At 72.2% G+C, this 13037-nt stretch carries 8 protein-coding genes; 6 read left to right on the forward strand and 2 right to left on the reverse strand.

Annotation, left to right across the window (positions count from 1 at the left end):
- Positions 1-108: 108 nt before the first annotated feature.
- Both ACSYGO_RS37845 and ACSYGO_RS37850 read left to right on the forward strand, forming a co-directional pair.
- Positions 109-1575: an amino acid permease gene (locus ACSYGO_RS37845; protein ID WP_426678465.1), complete on the forward strand. Its 1467-nt coding sequence runs from the start codon at positions 109-111 to the stop codon at positions 1573-1575.
- Positions 1576-1872: 297 nt separating this feature from the next.
- Positions 1873-2823: an adenosine kinase gene (locus tag ACSYGO_RS37850; RefSeq protein ID WP_432188584.1), complete on the forward strand. Its 951-nt coding sequence runs from the start codon at positions 1873-1875 to the stop codon at positions 2821-2823.
- A gap of 288 nt (positions 2824-3111) precedes the next feature.
- Here ACSYGO_RS37850 and ACSYGO_RS37855 read toward each other — a convergent pair whose 3' ends face one another.
- Positions 3112-4602, reverse strand: coding sequence for a M1 family metallopeptidase (locus ACSYGO_RS37855; RefSeq protein WP_460389417.1), 1491 nt, complete (start codon positions 4600-4602; stop codon positions 3112-3114).
- A gap of 182 nt (positions 4603-4784) precedes the next feature.
- On the opposite strand from ACSYGO_RS37855, the gene ACSYGO_RS37860 reads away from it, so the two are divergent.
- Together ACSYGO_RS37860 and ACSYGO_RS37865 are read left to right on the forward strand one after the other, a co-directional pair.
- A complete protein-coding gene (locus ACSYGO_RS37860; protein ID WP_432175132.1) occupies positions 4785-6749 on the forward strand; it encodes a Xaa-Pro dipeptidyl-peptidase in 1965 nt (654 codons plus the stop codon).
- Entirely contained in the window at positions 6746-8020 is a 1275-nt protein-coding gene (locus ACSYGO_RS37865) for a M14 family metallopeptidase (RefSeq protein ID WP_460389419.1), read from the forward strand. Before ACSYGO_RS37860 ends, ACSYGO_RS37865 begins: the two co-directional genes overlap by 4 nt.
- A 216-nt stretch (positions 8021-8236) precedes the next feature.
- Here the strand turns inward: ACSYGO_RS37865 and ACSYGO_RS37870 are convergent, their stop codons facing one another.
- Positions 8237-9202, reverse strand: coding sequence for an FAD-dependent oxidoreductase (locus ACSYGO_RS37870; RefSeq protein WP_460389420.1), 966 nt, complete (start codon positions 9200-9202; stop codon positions 8237-8239).
- A gap of 66 nt (positions 9203-9268) precedes the next feature.
- Between ACSYGO_RS37870 and ACSYGO_RS37875 the strand changes: the two genes are divergently transcribed.
- Both ACSYGO_RS37875 and ACSYGO_RS37880 read left to right on the forward strand, forming a co-directional pair.
- Entirely contained in the window at positions 9269-10288 is a 1020-nt protein-coding gene (locus ACSYGO_RS37875; RefSeq protein ID WP_432175130.1) for an oxidoreductase, read from the forward strand.
- A gap of 48 nt (positions 10289-10336) precedes the next feature.
- On the forward strand, positions 10337-11983 hold the full coding sequence (locus ACSYGO_RS37880; protein ID WP_460389422.1) for an ABC-F family ATP-binding cassette domain-containing protein: 1647 nt from the start codon (positions 10337-10339) through the stop codon (positions 11981-11983).
- The last annotated feature ends 1054 nt before the right edge of the window (positions 11984-13037 follow it).

The raw sequence follows: 13037 nt of genomic DNA on the forward strand, positions 1-13037 counted from the left end.
TCGGGGAAGGTGTCGTCTTGGTCCGTACCACCTCATGAAGGGCGGACCGTGACATATCCGGACACCCGAGCCCCGGTGCGTCGGGCGCACCAGAGAGTAGACCCACCCGTGACCAAGGAAGCCGTAGACACGGCCAAGGCCGCATCCCTCACCGATGCGACCCGCGCGCCCGCGGACGCGGGCGACGCCGGCTACAGCAAGGACCTCAAGGCCCGCCACGTCAACATGATCGCCATCGGCGGCGCGATCGGCACCGGACTCTTCCTCGGAGCCGGCGGGCGCCTCCACAGCGCGGGCCCCGCACTCGCCATCGCCTACCTCGTCTGCGGCGTCTTCGCCTTCTTCGTGGTGCGCGCCCTCGGTGAGCTGGTCCTCTACCGGCCCTCCTCCGGATCCTTCGTGTCGTACGCGCGCGAGTTCCTCGGCGAGAAGGGCGCCTACGTCGCCGGGTGGATGTACTTCCTGAACTGGTCGACGACCGGTATCGCGGACATCACCGCGATCGCGCTCTACACGCACTACTGGAGCTTCTTCACCGACATCCCGCAGTGGGTGCTGGCGCTCATCGCCCTCGCCGTGGTCCTCGCCGTGAACCTGATCTCGGTGAAGATCTTCGGTGAGATGGAGTTCTGGTTCGCGATCATCAAGGTCGCCACGCTCGTCGCGTTCATGCTGATCGGCATCTTCCTGCTCGCCACGCAGCACCAGGTCGGCGGCCGGACGCCCGGGGTCGGCGTCATCACCGACCACGGCGGGCTCCTCCCGCACGGTGTGATGCCGGTCGTCCTGGTCATGCAGGGCGTGATCTTCGCGTACGCGGCGCTGGAACTGGTCGGTGTCGCCGCGGGCGAGACCGCCGAGCCGGAGAAGGTCGTCCCGCGCGCGGTGAACTCGATCATGTGGCGCGTCGGCCTCTTCTACGTCGGCTCGGTCGTGCTCCTCGCGCTGCTGCTGCCCGGATCCGTCTACTCCGCCGGCGAGAGCCCCTTCGTCACGGTCCTCTCCAAGGTCGGCATCCCGGCCGCCGGCGACGTGATGAACCTGGTCGTCCTGACGGCCGCCATGTCCTCGCTGAACTCCGGCCTGTACTCCACCGGCCGCATCCTGCGCTCGATGGCCTCGGCGGGCTCGGCCCCCAGGTTCACCGCGAGGATGAACCGCAGCCAGGTGCCGTACGGCGGCATCCTGCTCACCTGCGCGGTGTGCGTGCTCGGTGTCGGGCTGAACTACCTCATGCCGAGCCAGGCCTTCGAGATCGTCCTGAACGTGGCGTCGCTCGGCGTCATCAGCACCTGGGTGATCATCATGATCTGTCACCTGATGTTCGTCCGCCGGGCCAAGGAGGGGCTGGTGACGCGTCCCTCGTTCCGCCTGCCGGGCAGCCCGTTCACCGAGATCGTCACCGTGGTCTTCCTGGTGGCCGTGCTCGGCCTGATGTGGAACGACCCCGAGGTCGGCCGCAAGACGCTCCTGCTCATCCCGGTGATCGGGGCCCTGCTGGTCGGCGGCTGGTTCGCGGTCCGGCGTCGCGTCTCGCAGGCCGAGGACCGGGAGCTCGGCGAACTCATGAAGTAGCGGCCCGGCGGCCACCGACGGTGGCCCCCCGTGATGGCGTCGTCCCGCACATCTTCCCTGTGCGGGACGGCGCCATTTCTCGTACCGTCGACCGCCCGCGACCGCCCGCGACCGCCCGCGACCGCCCGCGACCGCCCGCGACCGCCCGTCTGCCCAACTCCTGCTCCCAGCAGGCACGTTCCGTCTGCAATGCCTTGCAGAAAGATGCTGCAAGGCATTGTCAGGGGCGTCGCGGCGCTGCTTGACTCACGTGCCGACAGGCGCAGCCGACCGAGCGCGGAGCCGAGAGGAACACCCATGAGCAGCCCCGAGATCGACGTCCTCGTCCTGGGAGGCGCGGGCGTGGACACGATCGTCCATGTCCCCGAACTGCCGCTCCCGTTCGCCGACAGTTACATGATCCGGCCCGGCATCGAGACCCGGGCCGGACAGAGCGGGGACTTCGTCGCGCTCGGTGTGCACGCCCTGGGCCTGCGCACGCACCACCTCGACATGATCGGCGACGACCACGAGGGCGAACTCGTCCGGACCCTCCACCGTGACCGGGGGATCCCGCTCACCGACGTCCTTCAGCCCGGCGGCACCAAGCGGGCGGTCAACCTCGTCGACCCGCAGGGACGGAGGCTGTCGCTGTACGACGACAGCCGCTCCGGGGAAACGGACCGGCTGCCCGAGGAGACGGTGCGCGCGCTGGCCGGAGCGAGCCGCCACGCCCACGTCGTCATCACCCACCCGTGCGCCGCCACCCTGCCGGTACTGCGCGAAGCGGGCCTGACGCTCTCGACCGACCTGCACAACTGGGACGGCGACAACCCGTACCACGAGCCGTTCGCCCATGCCGCGGACGTCGTCTTCCTGTCCACCACCGCGCTGGCCGACCCCGAGCGGACGATGCGCCGGATCGTCGAACGGGGCCGGGCCGAGGTCGTGGCGGCCACCGCCGGAGCGGACGGCGCGTACCTGCTCGTGGACGGCGAGGTGACCCACATCCCTGCGGTCACCCCTCCCGCACCGGTCGTGGACTCCAACGGCGCGGGCGACGCCTTCGCCTCCGGCTTCCTCTTCGGCCGACTCGCCGGGGAACCACCGCTGCGGTGCGGGCTGTACGGCGTGGTGGCCGGAGCGTACGCCTGCACGGTGCCCTCGACCCGGGCCGACGCCATCAGCCGCGCCGAACTCCTCTCCCGCGTCACGGAACTGGAGAAGCGAGGCGCCACCACGACCCCGGCAGCCGTCCCCGGCGCGTGAGTCCCCCGGCGGCCCCGTCTGTCGCGCTCCTGGGGCGCCCCGTCAGGGGCGCGGGGAACGGCGAGCTCGGCCCTCACGGAGCCGCGGACGCGTGTCCGGCAGGTGTGCCCCGCCAGGGGCGCGGGGAACGGCGCGCTCGGCTTTCACGGAGCCGCAGACGCGTGTCCGGCCGGTCACCCCCAGCCGGGCGCGAAGGACACCGGGCGCCACGGCGCGGCGCGCACACCCGTCCGCCCGCAGAGGGACGGACGGGCAGCGCCGACGCCGGACCGACCGGCCCGACGTCACTCAGCGGACATGGACGGAGTCCGTCGCAGCGATCCGCTTCCACGACCGCGGCCGCGCCGGAACCCCCTCGCCCCGGGCGACGGACACACTCCGCGCCGCGGACACACCCGGCTTCGACGGCTGGAACAGCCACGTGTCGAACAACGCGGCGAGCGACGTGCCGGACACCTGCTCGGCGTACTTCCGGAAGTCGTCGACCGACGCGTTCCCGTACGCGTGCTTCTTCGGCCAGCCCTTGAGGACGGCGAAGAAGGCGTCGTCCCCGATCTCGTTGCGCAGCGCCTGCACGGCGAGGGCGCCCCGGTCGTAGACCGCGATGTCGAACTGGTCTTCCGGGCCCGGGTCACCGGGCTCGACCGTCCAGAACGCGTCGTCCGCCGGGTGCGAGGCGTACACGTAGTCCGCGAGTTCTTGGGCCGTGCCCTCGCCCTCGTGCTCCGACCACAGCCACTGCGCGTAGCGGGCGAAGCCCTCGTTGATCCAGATGTCCTTCCAGCCCTTCAGCGACACGTCGTCGCCGTACCACTGGTGCGCCAACTCGTGCACGACGACGGACGTGTTCGAGCCGTTCGCGAACTGCTTGGGGCTGTAGTACACGCGGGTCTGCGTCTCCAGCGCGTACCCGGTCGTCGTGTTGGGCACGTAACCGCCCGCCGAACTGAACGGATACGGCCCGAAGTAGCCGCTCAGCCAGTCGACGAGCTCCCCGGTCCGCTCCACACTGGCCCGCGCCGCGCCGTCGTTGTCGCCGAGGTCCTTGCTGTACGCGTTGACGACCGGAACACCGCCCTCGGACGTGCTGGTGGTGATGTCGAACTTCCCGACGGCGAGCGTGGTGAGATAGGTCGCCTGCGGCTTGTTCGAGCGCCAGTTGTAGCGGGTCCAGCCCAGGCGCAAACTCGTCGACTGGAGCGTGCCGTTGGAGATCGCCTGCGTGCCGTCGGGCACCGCCACCGACACGTCGTACGTCGCCTTGTCCAGCGGATGGTCGTTGCTCGGGTACCACCACCAGGCCGCCTCGGGCTCGTCCGCCGCGACCGCACCGTCGGGGGTGCGGTGCCAGGTCGAGAAGCCGTACGCGCTCTTCGTGGACGGCACCCCGCTGTACCGGACGACGACCGTGACCGGCGTCCCCTTGGGCAGCGGCTTCGCCGGGGTGATCTCCAGCTCGTGCTGCCCGGACGTCGCGAACGACGCCTTCGCGCCGTTGACCCGCACCTCGCTCACGTCGAGCAGGAAGTCCAGGTCGAACCGCGACAGGTCCTGCGTGGTGGTGGCCAGGAGGGTCGCCGTTCCCTCCAGTTCGTCCGTCCGCGGCTGGTAGGTGAGCCGCAGATCGTAGTGCGAGACGTCGTATCCGCCGTTGCCGTAGGCCGGGTAGTAGGGGTCGCCGATGCCCGGCGCTCCCGGGGAACTGCCGGCCGCCGATGCCGGGATCGCCAGCAGCAGGAGGGCCGCGAGCGCGCCCGGGGCGATGAGTCTGCGGTGCACGTCAAGCTCCAAGTGGTAGGGGCATGAAGTCTGTCCGGAGCCTATTGAGTCCCTGTGCCCCGAGGCGTGTCCACAGCCACCCCTGTCACACGATCGCCATTCGGCCGACATGACTGACGGTGCCTCATGGACCTTTCACCGACCCTCTTTTGCGCGGGAGTCGACCGGGGTACCTTCCGCGCATGCCGATACCAGTGCGCCGCATGCGCTTCACGACCTGGAGATCGCTCGCGACGGCCGCCACGGCCGCCCTGATGGCTTCGTTCCTCGCCCCCGCCGCTGCACACAGCGCCCCGCGCGAGAGCACCCCCGTCTACTCGTACGAGAACGCGATCCGCGAATCGGTGTGGGTCGACACCGGACTCGACGGCGACGGCGACGGGAAGACCGACCGTGTCGCCGTCGACGTCGTCCGGCCGCGCGAACTCGCCCGGCAGGGCCGCAAGATACCCGTGATCATGGACGCCAGCCCGTACTACTCCTGCTGCGGACGCGGCAACGAGAGCCAGAAGAAGACGTACGACGCGAACGGCAACGTTGTCCAGATGCCGCTCTTCTACGACAACTACTTCGTCCCGCGCGGCTACGCCTTCGTCGGCGTCGACCTCGCCGGCACCAACCGCTCCGACGGCTGCGTGGACGTCGGCGGACGCTCCGACATCCAGTCGGCCAAGGCGGTCGTCGACTGGCTGAACGGCCGGGCCAGGGCGTACACCACGCGCACCGGCACCACCTCGGCCAAGGCCACCTGGACCAACGGCAGAACCGGCATGATCGGCAAGAGCTGGGACGGCACCATCGCCAACGGCGTCGCCGCCACCGGCGTCAAGGGCCTGAAGACCATCGTGCCGATCAGCGCCATCTCCTCCTGGTACGACTACTACTTCGCCAAGGGCGCCCCGCTCTACGACTCGGGCCCGGACTGGCTCTCCGACTACGTCGACAGCCCCGACGCCCGCGCCAAGTGCGCCGCCGTGCAGCAGAAGCTCGTCGACCAGGCACCGCGCACCGGCGACTGGACGCCGCTGTGGACCGAACGCGACTACGTGAAGGACGCGAGCAAGGTCAGGGCCAGCGTTTTCCTGATCCACGGCATGCAGGACCTCAACGTCCGCACCAAGCACTTCGGCCAGTGGTGGGACGCCCTCGCCAGGAACGGCGTCGAGCGCAAGATCTGGCTCTCCCAGACCGGCCACGTCGACCCCTTCGACTTCCGCCGCGCCACCTGGACCGACACCCTGCACCGCTGGTTCGACCACGAACTCCTCGGCTACGACAACGGCATCGACGACGAACCCATGGCCGACATCGAACGGCACCCCGACCAGTGGGTCACGTCGAGCGTCTGGCCGCCGCGCGCCACGAGCACGACGACCCTGCGGCCGGACACCGGCACCCAGGCCGGCGTCGGCACCCTCGGCCTGCGGACGGGCTCCGGAACCGAGACCTTCACCGACAACCCGGCGCTGAGCGAGACCGACTGGGCCGCGCACATCGACGCGCCGACCGCCGAGAAGGCCGGCTTCGTCACCGAGCCGCTCACCCGGGACCTGCGGCTCTCCGGCTCCTCCAAGGTGACCGTCACCGCCACCCCCACCACGTCCACGGCCCACCTCTCCGCCGTCCTCGTCGACCTCGGACCGGACACCATCCGCGACTACGCGGCCGGCGGTGAGGGCATCACCACCCTCACCGACCGCACCTGCTGGGGCGCGAGCACGGCCGGCGACAGCGCCTGCTTCAAGGACACCGAGGCGAAGAAGACCGACGTCGACTACACGGTGTTCAGCCGCGGCTGGGCCGACCTCGGCCATCACGCCTCGGACACGAAGGGCGTCCCGCTGACCCCCGGCCGCGCCTACACCATCACGCTCGACCTGGCGGCCACCGACCACGTCGTGCCCGAGGGCCACCGGCTCGCACTGATCATCGCGGGCACCGACAAGGACCTCATCGACCCCCCGTCGAGCACACCGACCCTGACCCTCGACCTGACCCGCACCTCGGCCAGGGTCCCGCTGGTCGGCGGCTCCGACGCCTTCGAGCGGGCGACGGCGGGCGCGACGGCAGCGGCACCCCGCCCGTCCGTCCTCGACGGGGTGGGCGCACCCCGCACCGCACTCCCGGTGCCCGGGGAGGCCCGTTGAGCGCCTTACGCGCACGAGCCCTGGCCGTGGCGGTCACCGCCACGGCCCTGGCGGCGCCCCCGCTGACCGCGCCGGCACACGCGGCGGACACCCCGCCGCGCACCGGATTCGAACGCAGCGGGGGAGCGCGCTGGACCGGCGAGCGTGAGGAGCGGGACTTCCTCACCGCCGTCGACCGGGCGAGCGACAGGGTCTCCGTCACCCGGATCGGGACGACCGGACAGGGCCGCCCCCTCCGGCTCGTCCGCGTCGGCACGCATCGCACGCCCACGACCGTCCTGCTGGTGTGCAGCCAGCACGGCGACGAACCCGCGGGCCGCGAGGCGTGCCTCAGCACGGTCCGCGACCTGGCGTTCGCCGAGGACGGGCCGACCCGGCGCCTGCTCGATCGCACCACCGTGCTGGTCCTGCCCACCGCCAACCCCGACGGCCGCGCCGCCGACACCCGGGGGAACGCCGACGGCGTCGACATCAACCGGGACCACCTCGCCCTCACGACCGCCGAGGCCCGCGCGACGGCAGCGGTCCTGCGCGACCGCGGACCCGACGTCGTCTACGACCTCCACGAGTACGGCGCCACCCCGAAGTACTACGACAAGGACCTCTTCGACCTCTGGCCGCGCAACCTCAACACGGACGCGGCCGTGCACGACGAGGCGCAGACCCTGTCGGGAAAGTACGTACGGCCCGCCGCCCGGGCAGGCGGGTACTCGACCGGCACGTACGGCATCTGGACCGACCCCGTGACCGGCGATCCCGTCAAGCAGACCGCGGGCGACGGACAGGAACGCATCCTGCGGAACATGTCCGGCGTCAAACACTCCGTGGGCCTGCTCATCGAGAGCCGGGTGGAACCGCTCGACGGCAGCGCGGCACCCGCGAACAACCGTCGCCGGGTCCAGTCGCAGCTCGCCGCACTGGGCGGACTGTTCCGATTCACCCGGGAGCGGGGCGGGCAGGTCGCGGAGGCCACTGCCGCCGCCCGCGCCGCGGGCCACGGCGACACCGGCCCGGTCTACCTCGGCGGCGCCGACAACGACCCGGCCGAACCGGCCGAGGTGATCCAGGACCCGCCCTGCGGGTACCGGCTCACCGCGGACCAGTACGCGGACGTCGGCGACGAACTCGCCCTGCACGGCGTACGCGTACGACGCGGGGCCGACGGCGTGCTCGTCCCGCTGCGCCAGTCCCTGCGTGCCCTCGTCCCCCTGCTCCTCGACGAGCGCGCGCCGTACCACCTCACGGCCGCGGAACCCGCGCCGGACTGCTGAGAACGGGTGCTTCCACGGGGGCGGCCGCTTCTACGGGGGCGGCCGCTTCTACGGAGCTGCTGTTCCTCTACGAGGCGGCCGTTCTCCTACGGGGCGACCGTCCTCCTACGAGGTGGCTGTTCCTCTACGGGGCGGCCGTCCTCCTACGAGGCGGCTGTTCCCCTGCGGAGGCGGCCGTTCCCCCCGGGAGGTGCCCGCTTCCCACGAAGTGGCCGTTCACGCGGAGGCGGCCGGGTGCGCGAGCCCGGCCGCCTGCCACGCACACCCCCACGCCACCGTCACTCCCGCGCCACCGTGCCCGTAGTTGTGCACCAGGACCCTGCCGTCCGGCAGCACCTCGCGCTCCAGCCGTACCTCGTCGCGCACCGGCCGCAGCCCCACCCGGTGGTCGAGCACACGCGCCCCGGCGACCTCGGGACGCAGCGCCGCGCATCGCGCGACGATCGACGCCGCCACCTCCGGGTCCGGCGTCAGGGACCAGTCGTCCTCGTCGGTGGTGCCGCCCAGGACCACCCGGTCCGGCTGCGGGAAGACATACGTCGTCGTCCCGGCGGACGCGTCTGTCGACACGACCCACTCGCGGATCCCCGGGTTCTCCACGATCACCAGCTGCCCCCGCACCGGACGCACCGCGGGATCGGGCACGAGCTCCCGAGCGCCCAGCCCCGTGCAGTTCACGACGACCGGAGCTGCCGCCTCCGCCAGGTCCGTCACCGTGCGTTCCTCGATCACCCCGCCCGCCCTCAGGAACCGCTCGCGCAACCACCCCAGGTGCACCGGCATGTCGACCAGCGGCAGCCGGGCCCACAGCCCCTGCCCCGCGTACTCCGCGGACGTCGCCGCCCGCAGCCCCGCGAGCCGCCCGGCGGCCCACGGCGCCTGCTCGTCCAGGCGTGTCTCACCGAGTACACCCTCGACCACCCGTACGCCCGTCTCCTCCGGACGCCCCGCCAACTCCTCGTACACCGACAGCGATCGCAGGGCCCACGCGCGGGCGAGCTCCTTCGGCTCGATGCGGTACGGCCACCACAGGGCGCCCGCAACGGCCGAGGTGGTCCGCTGCGCGGACTCCCGCGCCCACACCCGTACCCGTGCGCCGCCCTCGGCCAGCACGACCGCCGTCGTCAGACCGACGACCCCGCTGCCGACCACGATCACATCACCACTGCGAGCGCTCTCCACGCGGGGACGTTAGCGGAATACGTCATGCCGTGCTCACATCACCCTCGGTGCGGGAATACTCACAGCATGTCTGCCGAGTACGCGACCTTCGGCCTGGCACCGGCGATGCGTGCCGGTGGAGTCCTCGCCAACGGTGACTACCAAGTGCACCGGGACTTCGTGGACTTCATCGTCGACGGCCGCCCGCTGCTGTTCCGCCTCTCCGACCTCGACGCGGTGTCCCCGCTCGCCTCCGACGTGCCGCCCGCGATCTTCACCGCCCAGGTGCGCAGCCTCCTCCTGGAGGCCGAGGCCCCGCTCGACGGGGACCGCTACATCATCTACGGCTGCCCCGAGTGCGCGAGCCTCGAATGCGGCGCCGTCACCGCCGTGATCGAGCGGGACGGCGACGACTACGTGTGGCGCGACTTCGCCTGGCAGACCGGTGAACCCGCCGATCTCGAACTCAACGGCTACCACGGCATAGGGCCGTTCCGCTTCCGCGGCGCCGAATACCGCAGCGCACTGCACTCCCTCCTCGGCGGCGAGTCGGAACCCCGCCGCCGCGTCCTGCTCATCGGCGCCCGGGTCGCCCTGCTCGCCCGGCTTGCCGCCGCCCTGCGCACCATCGGCATCGGCGCCGACATCACCCGCGACGCCGCCGACGTCCCCGCCGACGAACTGCGCGGCTACGGCGCCGTGGTCTTCGGCCGGACCGTCGGCGAACCCGAACGGGCCGCCGTACGCGCGTCGTTCCGCGACGCCTCCGTCGACGTCGCCTACGTCGACGGACTCGCCCCCATCGTCCCCCTCCTCGTCGCCCAGATCGAGCACGCGCTCGACCGCAGCCCGCGGGAACAGCGCCGGCTCACCCGGCTCGTCGCGGCCGACGGCGAGGCAGGCATCGAGGTCACTTCCACCTGCCGTGTCCAGCTCACCGCGTACCGGCTCGACCGGCTCTCCCGCACCCACGCGCACGACGTCTTCGACGGCATCCTGGAGGCGGGCCGCCATCGAGTCGCACTGGACGCCAAGGCCGTGAAGGGGGAGTCGTTCATCGTGGCCAGGACCTCGGGAAGCGTGCTGGTGGAGGCGATGGCCCACTGAGATCTCCGGCGCGCCACGGCAGGACGGCCCGTTAGGATCGGCGTCCTGATGACTGCCACCCTCGTCGCCAAGAACCTCGCCGCCGGCCACGGCGACCGCTCCCTCTTCGCCGGACTCGACCTCGTCGTCGCGCCCGGCGACGTGATCGGACTCGTCGGCGCCAACGGCGCGGGCAAGTCCACCCTGCTGCGGCTGCTCGCCGGACTCCTCACCCCGGAACAGGGCGAGCTGCGCCTGTCGCCGCCGTCCGCGACCGTCGGGCACCTGCCACAGGAGCCCGAGCGGCGCGCGGGCGAGACCGTCCGCGCGTTCCTCGGCCGTCGCACCGGGGTCACCGAGGCCCAGCGGGTGATGGACGAGGCGACGCAGGCCCTCGTCGACGGAGCGCCCGGCGCGGACGACGCCTACGCGGCGAGCCTGGAGCGCTGGCTCGCACTCGGCGGCGCGGACCTCGACGAGCGGGCCGAGGAGGTGGCCGACTCCCTCGGCCTCGCCGTCGACCTGGACCAGCCGATGACCTCCCTGTCCGGCGGCCAGGCCGCCCGGGCCGGACTCGCTTCGCTGCTGCTCTCCCGCTACGACGTGTTCCTGCTCGACGAGCCCACGAACGATCTCGACCTGGACGGCCTGGAGCGGCTCGAACGCTTCGTCGGCGGGCTGCGCGCCGGGACCGTCGTCGTCAGCCACGACCGCGAGTTCCTGACCCGCACCGTCACCAAGGTCCTCGAACTCGACCTCGCACAGCAGCAGATCACCCTCTACGGCGGCGGGTACGAGGCCTACCTGGAGGAGCGCGAGACCGCGCGCCGGCACGCCCGCGAGGACTTCGAGGAGTACGCCGACAAGCGGGCCGCGCTGAAGGGCCGCGCCCAGATGCAGCGTTCCTGGATGGACAAGGGCGTCAAGAACGCACGGCGCAAGGCCGGCAACGACAACGACAAGATCGGCCGCAAGTTCCGCAGCGAGGCCAGCGAGAAGCAGGCCGCCAAGGCCCGGCAGACCCAGCGCATGATCGAACGGCTCGACGTCGTCGACGAGCCGCGCAAGGAATGGGAGCTGCGCATGGAGATCGCGGCGGCGCCGCGGTCCGGCGCGGTCGTCGCCACCCTGCGCGACGCGGAGGTGCGGCGCGGCGACTACCTCTTCGGCCCCGCGACACTGCAGATCGACTGGGCCGACCGGGTCGCCGTCACCGGAGCGAACGGCGCGGGCAAATCGACGCTGCTCGGGGCGCTGCTCGGCCGCGTCCCGCTGGACGCCGGGCATGCCGCGCTCGGATCGGGCGTGGTCGTCGGCGAGGTCGACCAGGCCCGCAAGCTCTTCCACGGCTCCGAGTCACTGCTCGACGCGTTCTGTGCCGCCGTGCCCGACACCGAGCCGGCCGAAGTCCGCACCCTGCTCGCCAAGTTCGGTCTCAAGGCGGATCACGTCCTGCGGTCCGCCGCGACGCTGTCCCCGGGCGAGCGCACCCGCTCGGCGCTGGCCCTCCTCCAGGGGCGGGGCGTCAACCTCCTCGTCCTGGACGAGCCGACCAACCACCTCGACCTCCCGGCCATCGAGCAACTCGAGTCCGCGCTCGACGCGTACGAGGGCACGTTGCTTCTTGTCACTCATGACCGGCGGATGCTGGACGCGGTGCGTACGAATCGGCGGCTGGAGGTCGCCGCCGGCAAGGTCACGGAGCTCCCCGCGTAACCGCTCCGCGGCGCTTGCAGTCGGGGCCCACTGCCGCGGGGCTCTGCTCGCCCACGAGCCCCGCCGCCCGCAGCCGCGGGTCCGCTGCCGTGGGGCTCTGTTCGCCCACCGGCGCCGCCGCCTGCAGCCGCGGGTCCGCTGCCGCGGGGCTCTGTTCGCCCACCCACCCGCCCTGGCTGTGGGCTGCGGTCCAGGGTCGTGCCCGTGCGCCGGCGTTCGCGGCCGCGGGTCTGCTGCCGTGGGCCTCTGCTCGCCCACCGGCCCGCCCTGGCTGTGGGCTGCGGTCCGGGGTCGTACCGGTGCCCCGGCGTTCGCAGCCGCGGGTCCGCTGCCGTGGGCCTCTGCTCGCCCACCGGCCCGCCCTGGCTGTGGGCTGCGGTCCAGGGTCGTACCGGTGCCCCGGCGTTCGCTGCCGCGGCTCGGCTGTCGCGGGGCTCTGTTCGCCCACCGGCCCGCCCTGGCTGTGGGCTGCGGTCCAGGGTCGTACCGGTGCCCCGGCGTTCGCAGCCGCGGCTCTGCTGCCGTGGGCCGCTGCTCGCCCACCCACCGGCGCTAGCAGCCGCACGCCCGTTGCAGTCGACCTCGGCTTGCCCACCCGGCCGCCCTGAGACTTGCCTCGGCGGGAGTACCGCCACGCGCGCAGCCCCGCACCCCCCGGCTGCGGGCAGCAGCACCGAACAAGGAGGCCGAGGCGCCCCGCGCCGTCAACTGCGGGCAATCGTGCCGCCAGGGCGGCACGGGTGGGCGCAGCGGCACCTCGTCAGCGCCGAGCCGCGCAACCAACCCGACCCGAGCACCAGCGCGGGGTGCCCGACCGAAGCAGACCCCGGCACCAACCTCACCAGTGCCGGACCCCGTGCGCAGCAGGCCCCGACCCGAGCACCAGCGCGGGGTGCCCCCGCATGCAGGCGCCGGCACGAACCGCAGCAGTGCCGGGCGCCTTACGCAGCAGGCCCCGGCACGGTTCGCATCGGCGCGGGGCCCCAGCAGGGAGACCCCGGCACGCACCTCAGCCGCACCGGGCGGCCTACGCCAAGCAGGCCCCGGCACGGCA

Source organism: Streptomyces krungchingensis (assembly GCF_054729265.1).